General features: G+C 43.5%; 25 protein-coding genes and 2 pseudogenes. 11 read left to right on the top strand and 16 right to left on the bottom strand.

Going from position 1 to position 26,610, the window contains the following annotated elements:
* Positions 1-75: 75 nt before the first annotated feature.
* The 4 genes and pseudogenes from NYG90_RS02060 to NYG90_RS02045 all read right to left on the bottom strand — a co-directional run.
* Positions 76-609: a hypothetical protein gene (locus tag NYG90_RS02060; RefSeq protein ID WP_285256645.1), complete on the bottom strand. Its 534-nt coding sequence runs from the start codon at positions 607-609 to the stop codon at positions 76-78.
* Positions 610-633: 24 nt separating this feature from the next.
* Positions 634-2,088, bottom strand: a complete 1,455-nt coding sequence (gene cysS, locus NYG90_RS02055; RefSeq protein WP_285256646.1) for a cysteine--tRNA ligase — start codon at positions 2,086-2,088, stop codon at positions 634-636.
* A gap of 16 nt (positions 2,089-2,104) precedes the next feature.
* Positions 2,105-2,845: pseudogene (locus NYG90_RS02050) on the bottom strand (lipid II flippase MurJ); the annotation flags it as partial.
* A gap of 645 nt (positions 2,846-3,490) precedes the next feature.
* Positions 3,491-4,222 (bottom strand): annotated as a pseudogene (locus NYG90_RS02045) (lipid II flippase MurJ); the annotation flags it as partial.
* Between the two features lie 158 nt (positions 4,223-4,380).
* On the opposite strand from NYG90_RS02045, the gene NYG90_RS02040 reads away from it, so the two are divergent.
* The 5 genes from NYG90_RS02040 to NYG90_RS02020 are packed head-to-tail and all read left to right on the top strand — an operon-like array spanning position 4,381 to position 10,905.
* Positions 4,381-6,300, top strand: coding sequence for a hypothetical protein (locus tag NYG90_RS02040; RefSeq protein ID WP_285264631.1), 1,920 nt, complete (start codon positions 4,381-4,383; stop codon positions 6,298-6,300).
* A complete protein-coding gene (gene ruvA / locus NYG90_RS02035) occupies positions 6,297-6,896 on the top strand; it encodes a Holliday junction branch migration protein RuvA (RefSeq protein WP_285256648.1) in 600 nt (199 codons plus the stop codon). The genes NYG90_RS02040 and ruvA overlap by 4 nt, the downstream gene beginning before the upstream one ends.
* A gap of 59 nt (positions 6,897-6,955) precedes the next feature.
* Positions 6,956-8,290, top strand: a complete 1,335-nt coding sequence (locus tag NYG90_RS02030; protein WP_285264630.1) for an aromatic amino acid transport family protein — start codon at positions 6,956-6,958, stop codon at positions 8,288-8,290.
* Between the two features lie 3 nt (positions 8,291-8,293).
* On the top strand, positions 8,294-9,646 hold the full coding sequence (locus NYG90_RS02025) for an L-serine ammonia-lyase (protein ID WP_285256650.1): 1,353 nt from the start codon (positions 8,294-8,296) through the stop codon (positions 9,644-9,646).
* Between the two features lie 29 nt (positions 9,647-9,675).
* A complete protein-coding gene (locus tag NYG90_RS02020; RefSeq protein ID WP_285264629.1) occupies positions 9,676-10,905 on the top strand; it encodes an ATP-grasp fold amidoligase family protein in 1,230 nt (409 codons plus the stop codon).
* Here NYG90_RS02020 and NYG90_RS02015 read toward each other — a convergent pair whose 3' ends face one another.
* Complete coding sequence (locus NYG90_RS02015; RefSeq protein ID WP_285264628.1) at positions 10,906-11,373, bottom strand: ATP-grasp fold amidoligase family protein; 468 nt, start codon at positions 11,371-11,373, stop codon at positions 10,906-10,908.
* Here NYG90_RS02015 and NYG90_RS02010 point away from each other — a divergent pair.
* The 3 genes from NYG90_RS02010 to NYG90_RS02000 all read left to right on the top strand — a co-directional run bounded on the left by NYG90_RS02010 (position 11,373) and on the right by NYG90_RS02000 (position 12,483).
* Complete coding sequence (locus NYG90_RS02010; RefSeq protein ID WP_285256653.1) at positions 11,373-11,615, top strand: hypothetical protein; 243 nt, start codon at positions 11,373-11,375, stop codon at positions 11,613-11,615. The two genes, NYG90_RS02015 and NYG90_RS02010, sit on opposite strands and share 1 nt — an antisense overlap.
* Positions 11,593-11,874: a type II toxin-antitoxin system RelE family toxin gene (locus NYG90_RS02005; RefSeq protein ID WP_115010865.1), complete on the top strand. Its 282-nt coding sequence runs from the start codon at positions 11,593-11,595 to the stop codon at positions 11,872-11,874. The genes NYG90_RS02010 and NYG90_RS02005 overlap by 23 nt, the downstream gene beginning before the upstream one ends.
* 174 nt (positions 11,875-12,048) lie before the next feature.
* Positions 12,049-12,483 carry an ATP-grasp fold amidoligase family protein gene (locus tag NYG90_RS02000; protein ID WP_285264627.1) on the top strand — a complete coding sequence of 145 codons (435 nt, stop codon included), beginning with the start codon at positions 12,049-12,051 and terminating at the stop codon, positions 12,481-12,483.
* On the opposite strand, the gene NYG90_RS01995 is transcribed toward NYG90_RS02000, so the two are convergent.
* The 7 genes from NYG90_RS01995 to NYG90_RS01965 all read right to left on the bottom strand — a co-directional run bounded on the left by NYG90_RS01995 (position 12,480) and on the right by NYG90_RS01965 (position 17,859).
* A complete protein-coding gene (locus tag NYG90_RS01995) occupies positions 12,480-12,923 on the bottom strand; it encodes an ATP-grasp fold amidoligase family protein (RefSeq protein ID WP_285256657.1) in 444 nt (147 codons plus the stop codon). The genes NYG90_RS02000 and NYG90_RS01995 overlap by 4 nt on opposite strands.
* A 107-nt stretch (positions 12,924-13,030) precedes the next feature.
* On the bottom strand, positions 13,031-13,960 hold the full coding sequence (gene accA, locus NYG90_RS01990; RefSeq protein WP_115010868.1) for an acetyl-CoA carboxylase carboxyl transferase subunit alpha: 930 nt from the start codon (positions 13,958-13,960) through the stop codon (positions 13,031-13,033).
* 35 nt (positions 13,961-13,995) lie between these two features.
* Positions 13,996-15,234: a beta-ketoacyl-ACP synthase II gene (locus NYG90_RS01985; protein ID WP_285256658.1), complete on the bottom strand. Its 1,239-nt coding sequence runs from the start codon at positions 15,232-15,234 to the stop codon at positions 13,996-13,998.
* Positions 15,235-15,316: 82 nt separating this feature from the next.
* A complete protein-coding gene (gene acpP / locus NYG90_RS01980) occupies positions 15,317-15,547 on the bottom strand; it encodes an acyl carrier protein (RefSeq protein ID WP_115010870.1) in 231 nt (76 codons plus the stop codon).
* Positions 15,548-15,624: 77 nt separating this feature from the next.
* On the bottom strand, positions 15,625-16,368 hold the full coding sequence (gene fabG / locus NYG90_RS01975) for a 3-oxoacyl-ACP reductase FabG (protein ID WP_285256659.1): 744 nt from the start codon (positions 16,366-16,368) through the stop codon (positions 15,625-15,627).
* 64 nt (positions 16,369-16,432) lie between these two features.
* Positions 16,433-17,416 carry a CvfB family protein gene (locus NYG90_RS01970; protein ID WP_285256660.1) on the bottom strand — a complete coding sequence of 328 codons (984 nt, stop codon included), beginning with the start codon at positions 17,414-17,416 and terminating at the stop codon, positions 16,433-16,435.
* Positions 17,416-17,859 carry a GatB/YqeY domain-containing protein gene (locus tag NYG90_RS01965; protein ID WP_285264626.1) on the bottom strand — a complete coding sequence of 148 codons (444 nt, stop codon included), beginning with the start codon at positions 17,857-17,859 and terminating at the stop codon, positions 17,416-17,418. The genes NYG90_RS01970 and NYG90_RS01965 overlap by 1 nt, the downstream gene beginning before the upstream one ends.
* A gap of 238 nt (positions 17,860-18,097) precedes the next feature.
* Here NYG90_RS01965 and NYG90_RS01960 point away from each other — a divergent pair, with 238 nt between their 5' ends.
* From NYG90_RS01960 to NYG90_RS01950, 3 genes are read left to right on the top strand one after another with little or no spacing between them, the layout of a single operon-like run.
* Positions 18,098-19,549, top strand: a complete 1,452-nt coding sequence (locus tag NYG90_RS01960) for an LLM class flavin-dependent oxidoreductase (protein WP_285264625.1) — start codon at positions 18,098-18,100, stop codon at positions 19,547-19,549.
* Positions 19,539-20,615, top strand: a complete 1,077-nt coding sequence (locus NYG90_RS01955) for an ATP-grasp domain-containing protein (RefSeq protein ID WP_285264624.1) — start codon at positions 19,539-19,541, stop codon at positions 20,613-20,615. Before NYG90_RS01960 ends, NYG90_RS01955 begins: the two co-directional genes overlap by 11 nt.
* Positions 20,616-20,626: 11 nt before the next feature.
* Positions 20,627-21,646 carry an LLM class flavin-dependent oxidoreductase gene (locus NYG90_RS01950; RefSeq protein WP_285264623.1) on the top strand — a complete coding sequence of 340 codons (1,020 nt, stop codon included), beginning with the start codon at positions 20,627-20,629 and terminating at the stop codon, positions 21,644-21,646.
* 72 nt (positions 21,647-21,718) lie between these two features.
* On the opposite strand, the gene NYG90_RS01945 is transcribed toward NYG90_RS01950, so the two are convergent.
* From NYG90_RS01945 to NYG90_RS01930, 4 genes are read right to left on the bottom strand one after another with little or no spacing between them, the layout of a single operon-like run.
* Positions 21,719-22,792, bottom strand: coding sequence for a DNA adenine methylase (locus tag NYG90_RS01945; RefSeq protein WP_285264622.1), 1,074 nt, complete (start codon positions 22,790-22,792; stop codon positions 21,719-21,721).
* Positions 22,785-24,653 (bottom strand): AlwI family type II restriction endonuclease, encoded by a 1,869-nt coding sequence (locus NYG90_RS01940; protein WP_285256666.1) that lies wholly within the window; start codon positions 24,651-24,653, stop codon positions 22,785-22,787. Before NYG90_RS01940 ends, NYG90_RS01945 begins: the two co-directional genes overlap by 8 nt.
* 10 nt (positions 24,654-24,663) lie before the next feature.
* Positions 24,664-25,596 (bottom strand): Dam family site-specific DNA-(adenine-N6)-methyltransferase, encoded by a 933-nt coding sequence (locus tag NYG90_RS01935; RefSeq protein ID WP_285256667.1) that lies wholly within the window; start codon positions 25,594-25,596, stop codon positions 24,664-24,666.
* Positions 25,597-25,622: 26 nt separating this feature from the next.
* Positions 25,623-26,543, bottom strand: a complete 921-nt coding sequence (locus NYG90_RS01930) for a DNA adenine methylase (protein ID WP_285256706.1) — start codon at positions 26,541-26,543, stop codon at positions 25,623-25,625.
* Positions 26,544-26,610: the final 67 nt, after the last annotated feature.

The following is a 26,610-nucleotide window of genomic DNA, read 5'->3' as shown; positions in this document are numbered from 1 at the left end:
CTTGGGGCTTATGCCCTAAGGCTAAAGCGCGGGTCTTTCACTTCTTTTAGCCTATCTCTAAACTCCAAATAGATTCTAGCCGTAGTAATACGCCCCAAACCAAAAGTTCCTACAAGTGGTGAATTCTCTAGGCAAATGCGCATACTTCTCTCTTACCACACTATCATCAAAGTAAATCTCTTTGGCATTTTCTATGGTGATTTTCTGTCCCTTGAAAACACGCTCGATAGTATGTCCTTGCGCATATATAAATCCTGCGTGAATATTGGCATTGTAGTCATAAGGGCTAGCTACTATGCAAAAATAGTGCAACACCTCGCCATCTACACTCACGCTAGAATCTAGCACACCAGAATCTAGTGTAAAAGTATAGCCCACACCTAGCTCATAGGGCTTGCTATAATGTGTCGTTTTTATCTGTATAAACTCCCCCACAAAGCACTTCGCGCAATGTTTTGTGCTATCAAATCCACGCACACTTTTTATCCACATTGTATATGCCCCTTGAAAATACGCGCTATCCCTAGAATCCACTTTTTGCGTTGCTTGCTCGTTTTGGTCAAAAGTGGATTCTAGGCTTTGTATGATAAGTGTGCATTGCTTTGTCATATCTGCTCCTTATTGCCTATTGCCCTAGATCTCGCCTAAGCTCACTTCCCATATCGTGCCATCACTTGTATCACTAAGCACAATCCCCATAGATTCTAGCTCTGTGCGGATCGCATCAGCCCTAGCGAAGTCTCGCGCCTTTTTCGCCTGTGTGCGCTGGGCGATTAGCTCCTCTATACGCGCTCTTTGCTCCTCTCCCACGCCTTGCTGAAAATACTCCACACAATCCCCCCCGCCAATGCCAAGCAGCCCCCAGATAAAATCAAGGCTTGCCAAAATCCTTAGCTTTAGCTCCTTGTCCTTTGGGGTAGAATCTAGGCTTGTATTTGCGCTGTGGATCATCTCTTCTAGCGCGCTTAGGGCTTTTGAGATATTCAAATCATCACTCATACTCTCTAAAATCTCCGCGCAAAACTCACACTCCATTTTGATAGGTGTAGTCTGCATAGCCGCCCTAGTCCCGCTTAGCCCCCCACTAAAGCCACTTGCCACGCGCTGCTTTAGGCGGTAGATTTTATCAAGCCGCTTTTTTGCTAGCAGCATATCTTCTTCATTGAAGTGCAAAAGTGCGCGATAGTGCGTGCCAAGCAGGTAATTACGCACGACTTCGCCGCTATAAGTCTTTAGCGCGTCTTTGATATAAAAGCTATTGCCTAGGCTTTTGCTCATCTTTTGCCCATCGATATTGACAAAGCCATTGTGCATCCAGTATTTTGCTAGCTCTCTGCCTGTGGCGCAGCGGCTCTGGCAGGCTTCATTTTCGTGATGAGGGAAGAGCAGGTCTGCCCCCCCTCCGTGAATATCAATGGCAAATTCTTTGTTTTGGTAAGCTAGCACTTCTTCAATCATCGCCGAGCATTCTATATGCCAGCCCGGTCGCCCTAGCCCTAGCGCACTCTCATAGCCAAAGTCATCTGCGCCTTTGTAGCTCTTCCACAGGGCGAAGTCTCTCTCATCGCGCTTTTGCTCATCATTGTGGATTCTAGCTTGATTTTCATCATCTCTCCCACGCCCTGAAATCTCCCCATAGCGCGGATCTTGTGGGACATTTAAGTAAATATCACCGCTATCAAGCTTATAGGCTATGCCCTTGTCTAAAAGCTTGGTGATAAGAGCTGCCATCGCGGAGAGATTTTCTGTCGCCTTTGGCATAATATCTGGGCGGCGCACCAGCAGGGCGTCCATATCGCGCAAATAGGCTTGGATATAAGATTCTGCGACTTCTGCGACACTTATGCCTGATTCTTTGGCTTTTTTGATGATTTTGTCATCTATATCGGTGAAGTTTTTTACAAATAGCACATCATAGCCCAAAGCCCTAAGTGTCCTACATAGCAAATCAAAGGCGATAGAGCTTCTAGCGTGTCCTAAATGCGCATCATCATACACAGTAGGTCCGCAGACATAGATCCTAGCTGCCTTATCTTTGAGCGGCACAAACTCTAGCTTTTTCTTCACTCTTGTATCATAGATTTTCATCATTATCCTTGTGTATTTAGATATGTATATAATGTAGCCATAGCATAAGTAGCAGCACTTCGCATACAAGCACGACACCAAGCCATAGCGCGTAATTTCGCGCACAAATTATAGCCCAAAACTCCCCAAACCCAAACGCCCTAATGGTCAAAGCAAATAGCACAAATCCGCTCAAACTCCCAGCAAGTGCTAGCCCAAATGCCCCCCAAAACTGCATAAGCACTAGGGAAAACACAACCCCCACAAGCAAGGAGATCGCCGAGATTTTCGCCGCTAAGGCTTGCTTAGAATGCGAGTAAAGATAGAGAGAAAATATCCTAGCACAGCCAAAAGGCACAAGCCCAGCCATATATGCCCCAAAGACCATCGCACACTCTAGTGTATCAGCGCGACTAAATTTGCCGTGCTCATAAAGCAGCCAAATAATCTGCTCCCTAAGCATAATCCCCCCTACCGCACACACAAGAAGCATAAAAAGCAAAAACCAAAACGCCCTTTTCATCGCTAGCAGGGCTTTTTGCTCCTGCCCTGCTTTGATCGCTTTTGCCACCATAGGAAAGAGCGCGGTAGAAATCGCAATGGCAAAGATAGCCAAAGGCAGCTGGAAAATGCGATTAGCATAGTAGAGGTATGAGATCGCCCCACTTGCCAAAAATGACGCCAAAATCGTGTCAATAAAGCTAGCGATTTGCGCCGTGGAGCTACCAAGCATAGCTGGGAAAAACTGCTTGAAGAATCGTCCAAGCTCTGTTCTAATGGTGTGGGCTAGCTTTGTGGATTTGGATTCTAGGCTAGAATCCACTTTTGTGTTTTGGGCGTTGGCTTTTTCTACTCTTTCGTTTTTCAATCCTTCCGCCTGAGGCTTGCTTACACTTTGAGCGTTGCTAGAATCCACTTTTTGACTTTCGGCGTTTCTTCTGTCATTGCGAGCCTCTGCGGTAGCAGTGGCGTGGCAAAGCGTAGCTTCTTTAGAAAACAAGGGATACCGCTCGGCGTTAGCCGATGTTTCTTTAGAATCCACAAATTCTGCGCTAGCAGAATAGTCATTGCTAGAATCCACTTTTGCGCCTTTGTGGATTGCCACGCCGCTATCGCGGCTCGCAATGACGGAAAAATGGGCGTTAGGGCTAGAATCCTTTTTTTGTAATTTTGCGTTTTTATCAAAAGTGGATTCTAGGTTTTGTGTCTCTGTTTGTATGGATTGCCGCGCCGACAAGTCGGCTCGCAATGACGATAAAAAAGCTTCATTACTAGAATCCACTTTTTTACTTTGCGGCTGGTTTTGATTTGCGGCGTGTTTTTCACACCCGGCTTGAATTTCTTCTTCAAGGATTCTAGGAATTGCGGTGGTGCTAGCGGTGTTTTTTAAGGATTTTAGGGGGGAGCAAGACTTGAGGTCTGCGGTTCCCCTAAAATCCTTAAAATCGCCACTATGACTACCCAAGACCGAATCCCCCTTAGAATCCCTTGTGAAAAAAGCCAGCCGCACCTCCCCCACCCCACACACAAAAAGCCTCACAAACCCCAGCCTATACAGCGGATAAATATGCAAAGCAATCTGTGCCACACCGCCTACTAGCACCCCATAGCTAGCGATATACACGATTTGCATCTCATCACTATCCCTAGCAAAAAGTAGCGCGCAAATCATCGCGATATTAAGCAATGCTGTGTTATACGCACTCACCCAGAAATGCTGCTTATACTGCAAAAGCGTGCTAAAAAATGTAACCAAAAACACCAAAAACAAATACCAAAAATGTATCGCTACAATGGGGCTAGCAAGCCTAATTAGCTCCTCATCAAAGCCTAGGGCTAGCACTCTAGTAAATGCCCCGCTAAATGCCACCACAAGCAGACTAAATCCTATAAGCACGCAAGAGAAAATCGCAAGCACAAGCACGCTAAATGCACCCTTTTTGCTACTTGCGATAAAGCTAGGTAGGAAGCTTTGTGTAAATGCCCCTTCGCCAAAGATCCTGCGGAAAAGATTAGGGAACTTAAATGCGACAAAAAATATATCGCTATACACCCCAGCCCCCAAGATATTTGCCATACTCAAATCCCGCAAAAATCCAAACACCCTAGAGCATAAAATCCCGCTACTATTTGTCAAAAACGCCTTTTTAAGCACCAATAATCCTTAGAAAACAAATCACATAGATATGTAACTAGCTTTAATAAAGCCTAGATTCTAGCCAAAAGAAGTTTGATATACTATAATAAACGCGTGTGTTAGCCTGTAAGTTTCATAGCTACTATAATGATACAAAATGGATACGAAGGATTTGCGTGGAGTTTGCGCCATTTCTCCTACTTGATACTGACAATATCCTAGAATCCTTGCAAAGCGAGTGCCAAAAACGCGCGATCTCCATAGATAGCGTGCAATGTCTCTTGCAAAAGCACCATATCACCCTAAGCGATCCCAAGCTCCCAAGCCACGCGCTTTTAGACGATAGGCTATATCATAGTGATCGCTTCACAATCTGCCAGAGCTGCGATATCCTCGTGCGACCAAAGCGTATTGATGATACCTTTAGTATCTATCTCTCCACGGATAAAGACAAGGCATTTATGCGCTGCTTTGATAGCTTTTTGCCGCTTGAAGAGATCAAAGCCGATCTATACGCCCAAGTAGGCGCAAGGCTTGCTATGCTAGGGGTGATCTTGCGCGATATGGAGAGCTTGCACGCTAAAATCGATGAGCTCTTGCACGCAATCAAGCACGATCCCAAAAGCAAAGCCCAAGAATTTTGCCTTATGCAAAGTAGCGTATATGCGCCGCCAAAGCCTATGCGCTTTGTCTTTTTCCCGCAAGAGTCCTACCACGCTAAAGAGCAAGGGCTCTTTGATGATGAGAGTATCCCCCCACCTAGTAGGCTACAAGAAGCATTCTATGGTGTGAAAAAGGGCGAGCTTATCGCGGTGTATGAGTTTGGCGATCGTGGGGTAGCAGGGCGCAATCTCCTAGGGCAATACTGCCCCCAAGCCGATGAAAAGCCACGCATAATCCCAAGTGTGCAGGAGCATATCACCACCAAAGCCTATGCGGATAAAATCCAATACTTCAGCCAGATCCAAGGCTTCATCGCCTTGCATAATCAATTCACCGCGCCCTATGCCAGCACGAGCCCAAGCCCCCAAAACCAAGCCACACAAGATAGCCAAGCGGATCTTTTTTGCTTCTATACACCTCCAAGCCTAGAGCTGACTTCTACCAAAACTCCGCCGCTACTAGGGGGCGTGCGAGCGCATATCACACTCCGTATAGAATCTAGTCATAGCAGTATCGATGCCCTAGGCGATGGCGTGCATATCGAAGCGGAGCATATAGAAATAGCTGGCGATCTAGGAAGCAGCACGACTATTAAAGCAAAGCAGCTCATCATCAATGGCTCAACCCACAAAAGCTCCAAAATCCTAGCCCAGCACGCCAAGATCCTAACCCACAAGGGGCTTTTGATCGCACAAGATTGCACGATCAAAAATCTGGATTCTGGCATAATCTATGCCAACACCACTAAAATCCAAGAGACAATCGCTAGCACCATCTATGCAAGCTCTATCTCCATAGACCGCCTGCGCAATGCCAATACCTGCTACTTTTCCGCCCTGCTAGAAGCAAAAGAGATCCCGCAAAATCGCGGCGATGACAATGCCCTAGTCTTTAGCCTGCTAGGCTCTAGCGATTATCGTAGCTATCTCTGCAATGCTAGAATCTACCACCGCGACAAATCCCACACCCTAGCCCAGCTAGAATCCACCCTATCTGCCCTACTCCCTAAAGCCCAAGCCGCCCAAAGCTTCCTAGCAAAGCTTCAGGGCTTTACCAAAGATCAGCAAGCAATCGCGCTAAAAGAGAGCAAATTTGCCAAAACCTACCAAGAATCCTGCCTGCTTATCAAGCTCTATAAAGCCACCTTAGCACGCAAGAAGTCTTTAGAGCACTCCTTGCACACGCTAAAGCACACGATCAAATCCCTATCACCAAGGCTTTGTAACGCACGCTTACATATAGGCAAGGTTATGGGCTTTGAAAACTATGCGCATATACAAGAGCTATCCCTAGAGCCAAATGACACGATGAGTGAATCTCTCTTACTTGAATACAACAAACCCTCACACATCACTATCGCTAAAGATTCTAGGGTAAAATCCGCGCCAGAATCTTTAGATACTCACTCAATCCACTTAAAGGTAGAACAATGATTTGCGGTCTAATCGGCACGATCCACAAGCTAGAGCCTATGCGCGTAGAGCTCAATGTCCAAGGCGTGATTTATGGCATTGCCATTAGCGTGCAGACAAGTGCGCAGCTGCGGATAAAAGTGGATTCTAGCAAGGAGTCTAGTCCTTTGATCTATCTCCACATCACCACCATTATCCGTGAAGATGCGCATTTGCTCTTTGGCTTTGTAGATACACTAGAGCAAAGCACTTTTGAGCGATTGCTTAAAATTAACGGCGTAGGCACCAAAGTCGCCCTTACAATCCTTAGCACCTTCAGCGCGCAAAAATTCCTAGAAATCATCGCTAGCAAGGACATTAAGCTCTTGCAAAAGGTCCCGGGCGTTGGCGCAAAGAGTGCGGGCAAAATCTTGCTAGATTTAGCGGGCTTTTGCGAGCAGGCACTAGAATCTAGCAAGCCCCAATCCCCAAGCAATCTAGCCAGCAAGCACGACATCACAAGTGCGCTAGAAGCCCTAGGCTACAAGGCAAATGAAATCACCCGTATCCTGCCTCAAATCACTGCCACAGATACACAAAGCGCGATCAAAGAAGCCTTGCGCTTGCTTGCTCGCTAAATGAGTAAGAAAATGCGCGAGAAAATGTATAATATATTCAATTCACACAAGGAGCGACTATGAAAAATACCCCACCAAAATGGAATTCATTTGACACTCGCTGGATGCTATCTTTATTTGGCACGGCAGTGGGAGCTGGGATCTTGTATCTCCCTATCAAAGCTGGGGGCGGAGGCTTTTGGCCCGTGGTGGTGATGTGCTTTGTCATCTTCCCTATGGTGTATTTGAGCCACAGAGCGTTAAGTCGCTTTGTCTGCCAAGCTAGTGGCAATGATAGGGACATCACGCACGCAGCAGAAGAATACTTCGGGCGTGGGGTGAGTGTGTTTATCTCTATCCTTTACTTCTTTGCGATTTTCCCTATTTGCTTGGCTTACTGCGTGGGGATTACAAACACATTTGAAAGCTTTATTTACAATCAGCTTTTGCCCTTGCTAGATACTAATGGCTCATTAGCTGCGTTTATCAGCTCTATCTATACTACCGAGCTAAATGAAAAAGGCACGCAAATAGCACATTTACTGCCACTTTGGCGGGCGATTTTGGTATTTTTGGGTGTGAGTAGCTTTATGCTTATTATGCTTTTTAGCGAAGAGTTTATCACCAAAGTATGTGAATGGCTCGTGTATCCGCTATGTGCGGTTTTGTTTCTATTTTCACTCTATCTTATTCCGCAGTGGAATCTAGGCAGCCTAAGCGAAGTGCCCAATGTGAAAGAGTTTTTGACAATCGTATGGCTTACTCTGCCTGTGCTTGTCTTTAGCTTCAATCACTCTCCAGCCATTTCTACCTTTTCTTTAAGCGTGAAGCGTGAGTATGGGGAGCACTCCGTAGCAAAGGCAAATCAAATCCTTTTCCGCACCGCGACAATGCTCTTAATCTTTGTGATGTTTTTTGTCTTTTCTTGTGTGCTATGTCTAAGCTCAGCAGAGCTTGCTGAAGCTAGAGCGCAAAATATCCCTGTGCTATCCTACTTTGCCAATAAGCTTGATAATCCTTTCATCTCTTATGGTGGTCCTTTGATAGCATTTTTGGCTATTTCTAGCTCATTTTTTGGGCATTATTTTGGGGCTAGAGAAGGGGCGTATGGGATCGTGCGTAAATGCTGCAAAATCGCCGGCAATGAGAATCCAAATCTTAAAACAATCGCTATTGCAAGCACAAGTGTAATGTATGTGATAATGCTCTTTGTAGCCTATATCAATCCAAGCGTGCTAGGCTTTATCGAAGATCTAGGCGGTCCAATCATCGCAGCGATTTTATTCCTTATGCCAATCATCGCTATTTATAGCGTCTCAAAGATGAAGCAGTTTAAAAACCCTGCCCTAGATGCCTTTGTGTTTATCACAGGGCTTTTGACAATCTTCACCGTGATTTACAAGCTTATAGGATAGCGCGTGAGTAATCTTAGCATTTGTAAAATCGGCATAGGTCCTTCATCATCGCACACGCTAGGACCGCTCATAGCGGGCAATCGCTTCTGCGAGCTAATCGCCCCCAAGCTAGAATCCATCGCGCATATCACTATCACGCTCTATGGCTCTCTCTCACTCACAGGCAGAGGGCATTTGAGTGATAAAGCGATCCTTTGGGGGCTAGAAAATCTCCACGCCAAAACCATCACCAAAGACCTCCAAGCCGCCACCCTAGCACGCGTCTATGATACAAAGCAGCTTAATCTCTGCGGGACAAAGCTTATCCCCTTTAATAGCAGCAGCGACATCATCTTTAGCGATGAGTTTCTGCCCCAGCACGAAAATGCCCTGCGCATAGAAGCCTACAACGCACAAGGCGCAAAAGTAACTTCTTGCACCTACTTTTCTATCGGTGGGGGCTTTGTCAAAGATGAGCAAGAGCTAGAATCCACCCAAGGAGAAAAAGTGGATTCTAGTCTTTGGCAGATAGAGAACGCCACCAAAGCCCTCTATCTCTGTGATGAGAAGTCCTGCGACCTAGCCAAACTCTCTTTAGAATACGAGCTGCAATTCCGCGATGAGGGGAGCATTAGAGCCTACTGCCTTGAAGTATGGGAGTGTATGCAAGAAGCCTATGCCCAAGGCACGCACCCAAGCGAGGACTATCTCCCGGGCAAGCTCCACCTAAAACGCCGCGCCAAAGGCTTGTTTGAGCGCGTGCATACCACAAGCGATCCGCTAGGGATCATTGACTTTATCTCGCTCTATGCCATAGCCATAGCTGAAGAGAATGCCAGCGGCGCACGCGTGGTAACAGCCCCTACAAACGGGGCTTGCGCGGTGATCCCAGCAGTGATGCTCTATCTAAAAAACCACACCATAGGCTTTAACGATGATAAAGCCATAGATTTTCTGCTAACAGCCATACTCATAGGCTCTTTCATCAAGAAAAATGCCAGCATAAGCGGCGCAGAAGCCGGCTGCCAAGCAGAGATCGGCTCGGCTAGCTCTATGGCAGCAGGGGCTATGGCGACTATCCTTGGCGCAGATGCTAGGAAAGCTTGCAATGCCGCGGAGATGGCTATGGAGCACCACTTGGGGCTTACTTGCGACCCTGTGGGCGGGCTTGTGCAGATCCCTTGTATCGAGCGCAATGCCTTTGGCGCGATCAAGGCTATCTCTGCTGCGAGAATGGCGATGACGCGCAAAAGCACGCCGATTGTCAGCCTAGATGAAGTGATAAAGACAATGTATCAAACCGGCAAAGATATGAATGCCAAATACCGCGAAACCGCCCTAGGCGGTCTAGCCAAGACGCTCTCAAGCGTTTGCTAGCCACCCCACACCACACACAAGGAGATCCAATGAGCCAAGAGCCACAATCTTTCAAATCCCGCCTTAAAGAGAGCATTAAGCACAATCCCATCTACACAAAGGCGATCCGCCCCTTACGCGTGAAGCTAAATGCTCTCATAGAATCCACTTTAGATGATGAAGCCTACTTTGTCCGCCGACATAAAAAGATCTTTGGCTACACCCCAGACTTCCGCAATCCCAAGACCTTTAATGAAAAGATTATCCACCGCATTTTGTTTGACAGAAGCCCTGTCTATACCGCGCTAGCCGATAAGCTAAAGGCTAGGATCTACATCGCCGCCACACTTTACCCACTCTATGAAAACGCGATTAGGGGGGGGGCAGAGTGTAATGCAAGCCTAGATTCTAGCTTAGATTCTAGTGCGCAGCCCACCATACAAGCCCTAGCCAAGCTCAATCTCCTAGAGCCTAGCTCCCCACTCTTTGCCCCCATAGACTCGCTAGGATCCACCCTCCTTGCTACCAATATCTGCCCCTATTTGCCTAAGCTCTATGGGATTTACAAAAGCTTTGATGAGATAGACTTTACCTCCCTGCCCACCTCCTTTGCGATAAAGACCAATCACGATGGCGGCGGCGTGGTGCTTGTGCCAGATAAGCAGAAATTTTTACGCGATCAAGCACGCTTTGAAGCTGCTAGGAGCAAAATCCAGCACCACCTAGCGACCAATTTCTACACCCTTTTCCGCGAATGGCACTACAAAGACATCGAGCCACGCGTGTTTATCGAGGAGCTTCTAGGAGCTTCCAGCCCCGCAAACACCGCACCTAATGCAAAATCTATCGCAGACTCCAGCACAAAAACATTTGAAAATGACGATTTTCATAACAAAATTGCCCAAAACCCAGAATCCTACAAAGCCCCAACAGACTATAAATGCCATATATTTAATGGCGCATTGAGTCATATAGAAGTGATTAGGGGGCGGTTTGTCCATCAAGAAGAAATCGCCCTAGATGAGCAGTGGCAAAAGCTCCCATTTGACTATGAAAAAAGAGCCACCACGATCCCGCCAAAGCCCAAAAATTTGCTCACTATGAAGCAAATCGCCATTGCTTTATCACAACCCTTTGCGTATGTGCGCGTGGATTTATATGAGATAGATTCTGTGATATTTTTTGGGGAGATGACATTTACTCCTGCTTGTGGGACAGATAAATTTAGCCCACAAGAGTGGGATAATGTCCTTGGCGATCGCTGGAAAATGCACGCGTGATTAAACCCACAAATCCCCCAAATTCCTATCCCACTGCATAGGCGAGAATCTATCCGTGCCACCTGTGGGAGTGAAAGTCAGCTCCCCTACGATGATCTGCTCATCAATTTCGTATAAATCAACCCGCACATAAGAAAACTTATCCGCAAGCGATATGGCTAACTCTTGCATTAGGGTTAGATTTTTTGGCTTTTTTGGTATGTGTGAGGCTTTTTTGTCATAGTCAAAGGGCATTTTCTCCCAAGTGGGAGTCATAGCGATTTCGGTCTGATTGGTGAATTTATCGATAATTGTATCTATATGACTCAATGCGCCATTAAATATATGGCATTTATAGTCTGTTGGGGCTTTGTAGGATTCTGGGTTTCGGGCAATTTTGTTATGAAAATCGTCATTTGCAAGGTAGGGGTAAAATATTAGGCACTTATGGATTCTAGTGTATAATCCACCAAAACAAAGGAGCGACAATGACTATCATCGTAGAAAATGTCAAAGAAGAGTTTCTACCGAGTATGAAAGCATTTACAAAGGCGATCAACGCCAAGTGCAAGGTGGAGAAGCCTGCGTGCCACAAGCTTAGCGAGTCAAAGGCTATGCGACAGATTGCAAGCGACTTTGCCGCGATGCCTAAAGAGCAGCAAGACTGCTTGCGCGATGAGCTAGAAACTTTAGTAAATGGGCAGTCTTATGCAGATCCTACTGACAAATAAAGCAGAAAAATTTCTAGCCAAGCAGTATAAAGGCGATCCACACGGGATACATTTGGTGCGGCTTTTCATCGATACGCATTTGCAAGAGTCCCCAAACCCAACGACTCTGCCCAACTGCGCGAAACTTCAGGGGCGGTATAAATCTATGGGCAATCTTTGGCGGTGGCGAGTGGGGAGATACCGCATAATAGGCGATGTCAAGTCCCAGCAGCTCACACTTGAGATCATCGAAATCACCACAAGAGAAAACGCGTATTAACCCCTATAATGCGTGCTTGGACTTATGCCTAGTTTTTAGAAAATTGCTTAGGATTTGCTAATTTTATAAAACTATTACCCCTACCTTGCAAATGACGATTTTCATAACAAAATTGCCCAAAATTCAAGCCTAGAATCCAGCCCAAAATCCCTAGAATCAAAGGCGGATTCTAGTGTGGATTGCCACGCTTTGCCTTGTGCCAAAGCTCGCAATGACAGCTTAGATTCTACCCAGCCCCTAGAATCCACTTTTGCCTACAAAGCCCCTGATGACTACAAGTTTCATTGCTTTGGGGGGCAAATCTTTATCCAAGTCGATACAGAGCGATTCACTAGCCACACACGCACGATGTTTGATACGGAGTGGAATGCGCTAGAAGTGGTGTATTACTACCCACTGCCACGCACCACCCCGCCAAAACCGCAGAATCTCCCCACTATGCTTGATATAGCTAGATTACTAAGCAAAAGTTGCAGGTTTGTGCGTGTGGATTTGTATAGTATTTGTGGGGCGATTATCGTGGGCGAGCTTACGATGACTCCAGAGGGCGGCACAGGGCATTTTACTCCAAATGAGTGGGATAAAAAGCTAGGAGATTTGTGGCACTAGTGGATTTCCCAAAGCTCCCCCAAAGTCCCATCAAACTCTCTAGGCGAGATCGGCAGCACGCCGCCACCGGGCGTGAATGTCAGCTCCCCTATGTGTAAAATCGTATTTCCTTGCAGATAAAAATCACAGCGCAAATACCCCAAATCATCAAAAAATCTTCTGCTTATCTCAAGCATTAGGGGTAGCACGCTTGGCTTCTCTATCGCTCTTTGTGCAAAATCATAGGTGATCTTTACTTCAAGTGGATTCCACGCTTCATCAAAAAATGTGCAGCGCGTATTGCTCCCACGATCGATAATCGTTTCAGAAAACACCCTCTTCCCAAAGCAATGAAACTTGTAGTCATCAGGGGCTTTGTAGGCAAAAGTGGATTCTAGGGGCTGGGTAGAATCTAAGCTGTCATTGCGAGCTTTGGCACAAGGCAAAGCGTGGCAATCCACACTAGAATCCGCCTTTGATTCTAGGGATTTTGGGCTGGATTCTAGGCTTGAATTTTGGGCAATTTTGTTATGAAAATCGTCATTTGCAAGGTAGGGTGTAGCGAGAATTATTCACTGAAAGCTCCATAGTGCATAATTTTTTCATAGCGTTTTTGGAGATAGTCTTTATCCTTTAGAATCTCGCTTAGACTTGTTAGGAAATATGTCTTGATCGCTTGGGCTGCACTCTCTCTATCTCTATGCGCACCACTTAGTGGCTCTGGGATAATGTCATCGATGAGTTGAGCCTTTTTCAGCTCATCAGGGGTGATTTTCATCGCTTTTGTGGCGGACTCTATCTTGGCAGGGTCATTCCACAAAATCGCCGCACAACCCTCAGGAGAAATCACGCTAAAGATAGAATACTGCATCATAGCCAGCCTATCTGCCACAGCGATAGCAAGCGCACCACCACTACCCCCCTCACCGATGACAACAGAAATCGTAGGTGTGCGCAAGGCGGCGAACTCTTGGAGATTCTTAGCGATAGCCTCACTCTGCCCTCGCTCCTCCGCGCCTATCCCCGGATACGCACCAGCAGTATCGACAAGCATAAGGATAGGGAGCTTAAATTTCTCCGCTAGCTTTGCGGCTTTAAGGGCTTTGCGGTAGCCCTCAGGGTTTGGCATACCAAAATTTCTCGTGATTTTATTCTTAGTGCCTCTGCCCTTTTCTTCACCTATGACTAGCACAGGCTGCTCATCAATCTTGCCTATCATACATACGATAGCTTTATCATCGCGGAAATGCCTATCGCCACAGATCTCATACGCATCTTTTAGCAATAGCTCAATATAATCAAGCGCGTAAGGTCTATCGGGGTGGCGCGCTAGCTGGAGCTTTTGATAATCGCTCATATTGCCATAGACTTTTTTCAGCTCTTTTTCTAAGTCCTTTTGCAATATCTCCTTAGCTGCAGTATCTCCGCGCATAGAAGCTAGCTCAATGTCATCTTGAATGCTCTTAAGCTGTTTTTCAAAATCTAAACAAGTCGCCATTGCCACTCCATATTATGCGCTATGCGCTGGTATGACTATATATTTTTAAAGATGACCACACCATTGGTGCCACCAAAGCCAAAGGAATTACTCATCACGGCATTGACCTTTGCTTCTCTAGCGACATTTGGTATATAGTCAAGATCACACTCTGGATCACTATGCTCCTGATTGATCGTAGGGGGGAGAACGCCAGCTCGCATAGCCATTATAGAAATCACCGCCTCAATCGCCCCTGCCGCTCCCAAACAATGCCCAATCTGCCCCTTTGTCGAGCTAACAGGCGGGACATTATCCTTGCCGCCAAAGACTTTCTTCAATGCCATTGTCTCAAAAAGATCATTATATGCTGTGCTAGTGCCGTGAGCATTGATATAGTCGATCTTTGTATTTGCCATAGTAAGCGCGGCTTTCATCGCGCGTGCCGCACCCTCGCCCTCTGGTGCAGGAGTGGTGATGTGATTAGCATCACCACTCTCGCCAAATCCAGCCACCTCGGCATAAATTTTCGCACCTCGCGCCTTAGCACGCTCATATTCCTCCAAAATAAGCGCACCAGCACCCTCACCCATAACAAATCCGCTACGATCTTTATCAAATGGACGAGAAGCTTTCTGTGGCTCATCGTTCCGCTCTGATAGGGCTTTCATCGCAGCAAAGCCGCCAATCCCCACAGGGCAGATAGTGGATTCTGCGCCGATGACTAGCATCGCATCTGCACCATTTAGCATAATCGTTTTAGCCGCTTCGATGATCGCGTGTGTGCCAGCCGCACAGGCAGTAACACTCGCAAGATTGGGACCTCTTATGCCAAACTCTATTGAAGTAAATCCACCTAGCATATTTACAAGCGCACTTGGTATGAAAAATGGTGTAATTCTCCTCGGACCTTTGTCAAAGCAGGTAATGGAGTTTTTCTCGATATTTGCCAAGCCTCCGATCCCAGCTCCAGAACTCACACCGAAGCGATCACTCAATGCCTCATCGCAACGACCATCGCTTCCTAGCAAGCCGCTATCGCTCATCGCTTCTTTGCTAGCCTTAAGCCCTAGCTGGATAAATCTATCGGCTTTTTTCACATCTTTTGGACTTAGGACCTCTTCAGGATTAAAGCCTACAATCTCGCCCGCTATGCTCACAGGAAAATCGTTGGTATCAAAAGAAGTTATCCTTCTTATGCCGCACTTGCCATCAACAATCGCGGAAAACGAATCATCTCTATTGAGTCCAACTGCATTTATCATACCAATGCCCGTAACGACTACACGACGCATATCACTCCTTCATCATCAAACTTCATCAGCCACTAGCCCACACGCCATACTCAAAAAGCACGCGGAGCTAGCTGTAGTTAGGCTATTTATGCGCTTCGATAAATGCTACGACATCGCCGACTTTTTGGATTTTGTTTGCCTCTTCATCTGGGATATTTACGCCAAACTTCTCTTCAAGAGCCATAATAAGCTCAACCACATCAAGAGAATCTGCGTTTAAGTCTTTTACAAACTCTGCTTCAGGCGTTACTTTATCTGCTTCTACGCTAAGCTCTTTTACGATTACTTCCTTGATCTCATCAAACAATGCCATACGATACTCCTTGCAAGTTTTTAGAATTTGGGATTCTAACAAAAAAAATTTAGAAATTACCTTAAATATATAAATAATTACATATATAAGCCACCATTGACTTTCAACACTTCCCCTGTGATATAGCTCGCACCATCACTTAGCAGAAACGCCACTGCCTGCGCGACTTCGGCACTCTGCCCCAAACGCCCTAGCGGGATAGTCTTTTGATACTGCTCTTTTATCTCATCGCTAAGGGCTTCTGTCATATCTGTCTGGATAAAGCCCGGTGTAATGCAATTAAAGCGCACATTGCGTGAAGCCCCCTCATAGGCAAAGCTCTTGCTCATAGCGATCACCCCACCCTTGCTCGCAGCATAGTTTGTCTGCCCAAGGTTCCCTCGCTCACCCACGATAGAAGCGATATTGACCACTGCGCCAAATCTCTGCTTGCTCATAAGCTTTAGCCCCTCTCGGCAGCCGATAAAGCAGGAAAGCAAATTTGCTTCAAGCACCTTTGTAAAATCCTCTGTCTTCATACGCAAAGCAAGCTTATCGTTGGTGATACCAGCATTATTGACGATATAGCTTAGCTCGCCATCGCTTTGCACGATAGCTTGCAAACCTTGGATAAAGGCTTCTTCATTTGTTACATCAAACTCTATGACCGCTGCCTTGCCGCCACTGGATTCTATCTCGGCTTTGAGCGCATCAGCGACCTCTGGCTTTGAGCGATAGTTGATCCATACTTTTAGCCCATAGCCTGCTAGCACTCTAGCGATCTCTGCGCCAATACCCCTTGACGCGCCTGTAATAAGCACATTTTTGCCACTAAACTTCATACAATGCTCCTAAGATGAAAATAAAAGCAAAATACTAGCAAAAGTTTGTAACGCACTTGCGCGGCTATCTACTTGCATTAGATTCTACAAGCTCTATGCCTACTTGTGGGGTTAGTGTGATGAGCTTTTGTGCAAGCAGATCGCTCAATGCACGCTTTAAAGCCTTTTTACTCATACCAAGCAAAGCAAAAATGGATTCTGGGCTAGAGTCATAATGCACCGCCAGCTTGCCGCCATTATCGCGCAAGGCTTGGAGTAGTTTAGCAGCACTCTCATCAGCGTGCTGCCGCTTGTGTAGCACAAGATCAAGCTTGCCATCGCTGCGGACATTGTGGATAAAAGCAACTCCCTTAGTCCCAAGCCCTAGCCCCATAGCCGCTAAAGTGGATTCTAGGCTTTTTTGTTTATCGCGCACACTTTGGGGCAGATATACCAGCCCATAGTAGCAGGGATCCACCACCACGCTCACACCTAGATCGCTCACAGAAAAAGGCAATATAGAGACCTTTTTGCCCCGCACATAGCCCCTAGCGCGATAGGGCAGGAGATGGGATTGTATGTCCTTTTTAGCGATGAGTCGGCGCGATTTATCCAGCGTGATATACACTGCCACGCTAGAATCCAGCGCATAATTTGTAGGGGTTTTGCTTGGCATAAAGATGTCTTTATCAAGCCCCAAATCCAAAAACACGCCATTGCTCGCATAGCTCACCACACGCAAAAACGCCACTTCACCACATTGGGCTAGGGGGACTTGTGTCGTAGCCACAGGACGATCAAGCGAATCAGTATAGACAAAGACTTGCACCATATCGCCGATTTGTGCTTGCGCGGGGCAGAATTTCTTAGGTAGCAGGACTTCATAGAGTGCGTGGGGCAGCGGACTAGAATCCACTTTTTGTAATGCTTGCGTATTGCTAGAATCCACTTTGAGATACGCGCCGTGTAGGCTTAGGCGTGCTATGCGTAGGCGATTTATCCGCCCTATGTGTATGCCTATCTGTGGCGTATGGGGCTTTTTTGTAAGTGTTTTGGGTGTGTGTGGCATTATTGTAGCAAGGATTTTGCCATTGTGGAGATCCTGCGCCCATCGGCGACATCGCTTAGGCTTTTGGCTTCTTGCATTACCTTGCCCAAATCTTTTAGCCCGCTAGCTTGTGTGCGTGCGATAATCTCTTCTAGCCTTTGGCGCAATTGCTCATCGCTAAGCTGGGCAGGCAAATAGCGCAAAATCACTTGCATTTCTTTGCTCTCTTGTTCATATAGATCCGCTCGCCCTGCCTGCTTATAGGCTTGTGCCGCGTCCTCTCGCTGCTTATACGCGCTTTTTAAAATCTTTAGCACAGCATTATCATCAAGGCTGGACCGCGTATCGACCTCAACTTGCTTGATCGCAGCATTAAGCAGCCTCACACAATCGCGCAAAAATGTATCCCCACTTTTCATCGCTTCTTTTAAATCCGCTTGTAATCGCTCTTTGATACTCATCATAGCTCCTTAAATATTGGCACTTAGGAAATGTGCAGACTAGGCACAAAGCGTGCCAAATTGCGCGTGAAGTATAGCAGAATCTAGCCAAACTGGATTCTAGGAACTACAAAAATGTATAAACACAATATGTGTTTAATCGTAACATTCTGCAAAAAATCCTACAAAATTATCAAACACATATTGTGTTTATATAAAATTTAGCATATTATACCCCCAAGCAAATAACTAAGGAGATCCTATGGGCAAACCACATAAACACATTAGCTTTAATGCCTTTGAGATGAATTGTATCTCTCATCTAAGTCCGGGGCTGTGGCGATACCCCAACGATCAAGCCCTACAATATAAAGACATTGAATACTGGCAAAATATCGCACAAATCGCTGAAAAGGGGCTATTTGATGCGGTGTTTATCGCTGATGTGCTGGGCGTGTATGATATTTATGGGGGCAATGATTGTGGGGCGTTAAAGACTGCCCTGCAAGTGCCGGTCAATGATCCCACACAGCTTGCCGTGATTGGTGCGGCGGTTACCAAACACATAGGCTTTGGGGTTACTGCTGGTGTGCCTTTTGAGCATCCCTATCCCTTTGCTAGGCGACTTAGCACACTAGATCATCTCACAAAGGGCAGGATTGGCTGGAATATCGTTACAGGCTATCTGCCAAGTGCGAATAAAAATATGGGGTCAAGTGAGCTGCCGCACAATGAACGCTACGATTTGGCTGAAGAGTATATGGAGGTGATTTATAAGCTACTAGAGGGGAGCTGGGAAGATTCTGCGGTGATTTTAGATAGGGAGAGTGGGGACTTTGCTGACCCAAACAAGATTCATCACATAGGTCATCACGGCAAATACTTTGATGTCCCGGGTATTCATCTGTGTGAGCCAAGTATCCAAAGAACCCCTGTGCTATTCCAAGCGGGGAATTCTACGCGTGGTAGGCTCTTTGCCGCTACACACGCAGAAGCCATTTTCATCGCCCCACCTACAAAGGAATACGCTAAAATCGCTGTGAAACAAGTGCGAGATGCGCTAATCCAAGCGGGGAGAGATCCATATAGTGCCAAAATCTACATTCTAGCTACCATCATCACCGATGAAAATGAGAATCTAGCACAGGCTAAGTATAATGACTTGCTGTCTTATTCTAGCAAGGAAGGCTCTTTAGTGATAAATTCTGGTTGGCTTGGCGTAGATTTAAGCCGCTATGACTTAGAAGATCCATTAAGCAATATCAAGTCAAACGCCATAGTCGCACAAGTAGAAGCCTTGAGTAACTCCACGACAGAATCTGGCAAGGAGTGGCGACTAAAAGACTTGCTAAAACTCACAGGGCTAGGCTGTCAAGGACCAAAGTTTGTAGGCTCACCTACGCAAGTTTGCGATATTTTACAAGAAGTGATTGCTTATAGCGATGCTGATGGCTTTAATCTTGCCTATGCGACGACGCCCGGGAGCTTTGAAGATGTCGTGCGATTTATCGTGCCAGAGCTTCAAAATCGCGGCGTGTATAAAAGAGAATACGCACAAGGCTCACTGCGGCATAAACTTTTTGGCAAGGGCGATAGGCTAGATTCCACACATATCGCTTCACGCTATCGTGTGGGCGGGGCAAAAAGCACAATCAATGATTATGCGAACACAGGGCGATTTAAACACAATAAGGAGCAAGACTATGTTATATGATTCACTGCCACAGGGCATTTACATAATCCACGAAAATCCCGAGTGGATACCGCCTTTTAAAGAGGCATTTGATAGGGCTGGGGTTAGATTTAATGAAATCCTTTTGACACAAGGGGGGATCACTCTAGATTCTATCCCACCGCAAGGGGTGTTTTGGAGTAGGCTTAGTGCCTCAAGTCATACGCGTGATAATGCCTTTTCTAAGGAATATGGTCGTGCGTTGTTAGCGTGGCTAGAAAGCTATGGGCGTTGCGTGATAAATGGCAGCTCCGTGCTAGAGCTTGAAGTCAGCAAGGTTAAACAAGCCCTGCTTTTAGAATCCTTTTTTAAGTCTCAAGGCGTGGATTTTAAAACGCCACAAACACTTGCGGTATTTGGGAAAACTGATTTAATCAATGCGGCAAGGAGCTTTGCTAAGAATCTAGGCAACAAGCCCTTTATCACAAAGCATAATCAAGGTGGCAAGGGCTTAGGGGTGCGACTTTTTGAAAATATTGAAGAGTTTAGGGACTATGTAGAATCTAGCGAATTTGAGCTACCCATTGATGGCATTACGCTACTGCAAGAGTATGTAGAATCTAGGGAAGCGTTTATCACGCGATGTGAGTTTATCGGCGGGAAGTTTCACTATGCGGTGCGAGTGGATACAAGCAATGGGGCGTTTGAGCTATGTCCTGCTGATGCGTGTCAAATAGATTCTTTAGATTCTAAAGCGGATTCTAGCAGGGATTCTAAGTCGGCGGATTCTAAAGCAGAATCTACAAAGCGACCTGCTCTTGCTGGGGCGGCGTGTGAAGTGGGAGCTGGGGATAAGTTTAGCTTGCGTAAAGAGATAGATTCTAAAAGCCCTATCGTGCGGTGTTTAGAGCAGTTTTTAGCAGTGCATAATATCGCTGTGGCAGGGATTGAGTTTATTGAGAGTGTGAGTGGGGATATTGTGGTCTATGATATAAACACAAACACAAACTACAACTCCACACTAGAATCTAAGATTAGAGAGAGTGGCGGCGTGGCAGCAGCTGATAGGCTTGTGAGTTTTTTAAAAGAGCAGTTTGACAAACAATAAAGGAGCGTAAAATGAAGTTTGGGTATTGGAGTCCGGTATTTGGCAGTTGGCTTAGGAATGTAGATGATGATAGCACGCAGTGTTCTTGGGAGTATATCCGCGATTTAGCGGTAAGCGCGGAGAATCTAGGCTATACGCTTACCCTTGTGCCAGAGCTGTATTTGAATGACATTAAGGGTGAAAAAGCCCCAGCCCTTGATGCGTGGGCTATTGCTAATGGCTTGGCAGCGGTTACGCAAAGCATTGAGATTCTAGCGGCTTTGCGTCCGCAGTATCATCAAGTAGCACTCACGGCAAAGCAGATTGCTACCATTTCACAGATTTGCAATGGGCGATTTTCTATCAATATGGTATCAGCGTGGTGGGAAGAGGAGGCTAGGCAGTATGGCATAAACTTTGACGCACACGATGATAGATATACACTCACACACGAATACACCGATGTGTTGCGGGGATTTTGGAGTAAAAGCCCATTTCATCATAGCGGTAAGTATTTTAGCTTTGAAAATTCCTATAATGAGCCTAAACCGCCCAAGATTCCGCTTGTGTATGCTGGGGGAGAGAGCGAGATAGGCAGGAATGCTATCACACAATTTGCAGACTTTTATCTCCTGCACGGCGGCACACTTGATGAAGTGAGAGCAAAAATTACTGATATGAAAGAGCGAAAGAAAAGGGCAGGATTGCCGCCATTTAAGGGCTTTGGTATGGCGGTGTATATGATTGTGCGAGATAGTGAAGAAGAGGCACAAAATGAGCTAAAGCGGATTACTACCATTAAAAATTACGCCGATTATGAAAACTCCTATAAGAATTTCACAGGCAATTCACAGCTTGATGTAGAGATAAGTAAGCAGGAATATAGCGTGTCTAATCGCGGACTGCGACCAAATCTAGTTGGCACGCCGGAGAGCGTGGCACAAAAGATTAGGGCATATAAAGAAGCAGGGCTAGATTTACTCATAATCCAATGTGCCAATATGCAAAAAGAGCTAGAATATATCGCTAAAAAGGTTATGCCGTTGGTGTGAGAAGCTTAAGCGCAGCATATCAAGCCTGAAACCATATTTATTTTTGTCCTAGATTTTAGCAGTCGCTAGAATCTAGGAAGGCTTTTGCTTTATCTCACACACAAACACACATTCTTTATGCTCTTTGAAGCTTGTTTTTCTATCTGTTTTGCCGCTGCTAAAAGGCGTGTGTGGAAATGTGAAAAGCGTTGTTTTACCGCTAGATTCTAAGATATTTTGCAAGGCTTGTAGGGAAATTCTCGTATTACTTCTTGCATTTGCTGCGGCGGTGTTGTTATAGGTTACTACCAAGATTCTAGCGATTTTACTAAGATTTGTAACTAAATCTTTGAACGCCTCTTCTGCTCTAGCTGTGCAGTATAGACTTAAATTTTCTGGCTTTGGTTTTAGGGCTATGCCATAGAGTTTTGGGCTATGGTTTTTAGCTAGGGTGTCTAAAAAGTGATAGAATCTGCTGTATTGCCTAGAGTTATAAGGCGGATCAATAAAGGCAATATCAAGCTTTGTATTTTGTGCGCGAAACAATTTTGCAAGGGTATTAGAATCTTGCTGATAAATCTCTGTGTGTATATGCGGATTTACATAAGGCTCAATAAGCTCAAATTGCAATCTATCTTTTAGCATTGATTTTTTGCGATAAGCATCATAATGCCCCACTGTGTTTGCGACTTTATCCACACTATAAAGCAAGCTTGCAAGTAGGATAAAATATTCTTTTTGATTGATTGCTTTTGTATGTAAAAGCTCTTGTATTTTCTCTCGTATATATCCCATAAATTTGCAATCATTATGGCTAAAAAATGTGCCACTAAAATGCAAGGAATAATAATTTTCACCTAGCATAGCAGAATCTAGCTCTAAAAATTCCTGCCTTATAGAATCCAACTTTTCTTGGCTAAAAGACTCTTTAGCAAAAAAGCCTTGATATATCACAAAATTCGCATATAAAAAATCATTGATATAAAAATGCTTAAATTCTGGCTTTTGCATAAAATAATGGCTCACCACACCTGTCCCAGCAAACACATCAAAAAAGCGTAAATCACTCTTTTTAGTATAGTCAAAACAATGTATAAGTGCAGAATCAATATGTGCTAAAAGCTTTGTTTTTGCTCCTGTATATCGGCGATTATGGGGGTTAAACATTATTTGCCTTTATTTCTAAACTATCAATAAATGGCTTTATCTCATTAAAATACCATTTGCTACCCCAATCATTCTTGCTTGTCAAAAGATTTTTAAACGATTTATAGAGTGATGTGTATGAAAGATTTGAGTGTAAAATTTTACTTAAATCCTGTGTGCTAAGTGGTAAAATACTCATACCTTTAATATAATTTTCATCATTTTCAAAATAGCAATATAAGCGACTTCTAAAGTCATTTAAAACATTTTTATCCAAATAAGGAGCGATGAAAATCGCATAGGATTCTTGCCGCTTATAAGCATCCAATCTCAAGAGCATATTTCCCAAATGCCTTGAAACACTTTCCATTTCTGCACGGCGTTGATTTGTCTTTTCAGTTAGGGTTACTTCTATCATTAAGGAATGGTTTGAATAGGTATAAATAAAATCTGCACTACCACCAACTGCGTGGCTTTTAGGCAAAAGATTAGAATCAAGGCTTAAATTAGCTTCTAAAATCCGCTCAATTTTACACTCATCAACATAGCACCAAACAATAGCAATAATATATTCAAAAATAGTAGGAATGGTCGCTTCTGTGCTAACTAATTGTGCGATTTTTTCATCATTTTTTCTATCTTCAAAAAGCCCTAAAATATAGGCAATATCATCTTTAGTAAAACGAGTTTGCAAAAGGTTTTGCAAGCGTTGCTTATCCCTTGCTTGCTGATAATCTCTTAAATCATTTATTTGAGTGATACCAAGCTCACTTTTACAAAGTGTTAAGAACTCCACATCACTTATCATTTCTTTAAGTAGGTTTTGAGTGATTTCTCCATTTTTTATGATATGTAAAATTTCATTATATTTTGAGTGTTTTACAATGAGCTTGAAAATGGGATTAAGTGCGACTCTATCGCTTGAAAACTCAAAGATTCCACATAGATTCAAATATCTACGATTTAAGTCTAAATAATCATCTAAATTTGCTTCAATTCTTGCGGTAAAAATAAGTTCAAAAAATCTTTTTGCAAATACTTTTATATCGCCCTGTATAAAATTTTGTAGTGTTGTAATTTTTTCATTTTTAGTTTTTGCATTATGCAGCAAAAAAGTTAAATATGTTTTTTTAAAGGCACTTTTATTTAAATTTTTTAACGCTGTTTCAAAAGTAATCTTTGCTTCCCTTAATGGTAAAAATATTTCTTGTAAAGTTTTTATGATTTCTAAGGCACTTTTTTCTCCTTTAGCAGTCTTAAAATAAAAAGGATTAAAATGATTAGATTTTATATCTTGTATGAAAGATTCTAAATATGTGTAGTCAATCATTACACTGCCTAAATTTTTTATAAACTCTTGTGTGCTAGGAAAATTATCAATCAAAGGCAGATATTTAAAATCCTGCAAACACATTTCCCCACCATTAAGTCTAAACACTTCCAAATATCGCTCAAACAATCCATCTCTTATAGAATCCTTACTAAACCACAAACTTGCTTTTATAAAAAACAAAGACACTAAATCAATTTGTAAAAACTCATTAGCAATCTTATAGCCCTCATTTTCAATCAATCTTAAAAGCTCTAATCCTTGTTGTGTTAATCTTTTTTCTTTGCGACATATAAGATGATAATTTTCTAAAGGGGCAGATTTTACCCGTGCATCTTTTGTGCCTAAAGATTTTGTGCTACTTTTGGATTCTATAAGTTTGTTTGCTTTTAAAAGTTCTAAATATCGCATTTGCAGATTTGAATTATTTTCCCACACTTCTTTGGAATCTGCATTTTTAAATAAACTATCAAATAGCATAAGTTGTGTTTCAAAATTATAGAGCAATCTATCCACCCTATTGCTTGTATTACCAAAATAGCTATATTGCATTCTTTTTCCTTTAGTAATTAGTAACTAGCACCTCACTAGATTCTGTCCTTTTTGTTTGGTAATTGCAATTTTTATAGTGAAATTCTAGCTTATGCACTCTAAAACCTGTTTTTTTAAGCCATTCTTTTAATACTATATGCTGTCTGCCTTTATGGGCTAAAACATTAGAAAACGCAAAGCGCACCCCTATAGAATCCAGCTTTTCCATAAAGACATATAAATCGCATTCATCTTGTTGCATCCAGCCACCATTTTCATTATAGCTTGCAAGGGCTAAAAGATAAGGCGGATCAATATAAACAAAATCTTTAGAATCCAAAATACCTAAATCAAAATCCCTAAAATCACAGCATAAAAGCTTAGGTTCTAATCTCTGCAACTCCTGCACAAAATGCTGCAATTTTGCTCGCATTTTTGTATTAAAATCCCTTTTTCCACAAGGTAGATTAAATGCGCCTTTAGCATTAAAACGCATTTGATTATTGAAGCTAAATATAAGTAACACAAAAAGCTTTATGGGACTTTTGTTTATATTGTAGTCATTTTTCAATCGCTCAAAGCCTTTTTTATTGTAGCTTGCTAGCCCTTCTTGACTATCGCAGTCATAATATTTATAGCCGAAATCCGCAGTGTTTGATAAACCATAAGATTCTATAATGGATTCTATCTCTTGCAATAAGACCTTAAAAGGCGTGTGTAAAAAAAGCGTAAAAATTTCTATCAAAGGCTTAGACTTGTCATTGAAAATAATATTTTTACAATGCTTATAAATGCCGACATTTATCCCCACACTTCCACCGCCACAAAATAAATCCACACAACTCCCCATATCTCTTGGAAAAAGCGGCAGTATTTGAGGCAACAATCTTGCCTTAGAGCCTGTGTAGTTAATAGTGCTTTGAATGGGTGTAAAATATGAAATATTTTTACAAGCTTTTTTCAAAGATATTCCCTTAATGTTTCTTACTTCTAGCTTTTGACATTGCTTACATATACCTCTTTAGAATCTTTTTTAATAGAATTATCATTAAAGCTTATGTAATTGCTTTGTATCGTGTGGCTATGAAAATCTTGCATAAATGCTTGTAGAATCGTGTTTGTTTTGCCTTTGTGGGTTAAAAGATTGCTTAGTCCCCATTGCACTCCTTTAGAATCTAGCTTTTTTAAAAGCGCATAAAGCCTAGATTCTAAAGATTCATTCCATAGCTTATTATACTCGCTACCGCTAATAAGATAAGGTGGATCAAAATAGATAAAATCCCCTTTTTCATATTCTAAAGATTCTATAAAATCTATAAAGTGGATATTAAAAAAATCTATATTTTTATTTTCCATAAAATGAAAATAATCTTGCAGGGCTTGATATACATTAGCATTAAAATCCACATTACCAACAGGTAGATTAAATTCAGCCTTACTATTAAATCGCAAAACACGATTAAAGCCATAGATAAGCAGCACATAAAGTCGCAAAAAATCATTTTTATTTGCATTAAAATCTTGTCGTAATTGTTTGTAAGAAGCCTTATTGAATTCTGCGAAATAAGTTTTTTTATAGCGTGCTTTTAGTGCTTTATCTGGCGTGTTATTTAAAAACGAGCAAGAGAGATCATAGGATTCTATCAAGTCAAAAAGCTTGTCAAAAAAGCCTTGTGTATCCCTGCTGTGTTGTGCTAAAAATCTATGCAAAGCAATGAGATTAGAATCTATATCATTAAGTTTATAAGATTTTGCGTTGATATTTAAAAACGAGCTACCACCGCCACAAAATGGCTCAATATAGTTGTTTATCATCTTTGGAAAAAGTTTTCTAAGCTGTGGCATAAGCTTATATTTATCGCCGACATAAAACAAAGGCGAGCGGATAATGGCGTTGTTTTGTCTATACATTGTGTGATACAAATCGTTATAGCTAAATAAATGTATTTGTTTTGCCTGTGTCAAACTTTCCCCTTGC

The sequence above is a fragment of the Helicobacter zhangjianzhongii genome (assembly GCF_030249855.1).
Taxonomy (GTDB): Bacteria; Campylobacterota; Campylobacteria; order Campylobacterales; family Helicobacteraceae; genus Helicobacter_B; species Helicobacter_B zhangjianzhongii.
The sequence above is the reverse complement of the archived record's forward strand: the minus strand, read 5'-3'. Positions and strand labels throughout refer to the sequence as shown.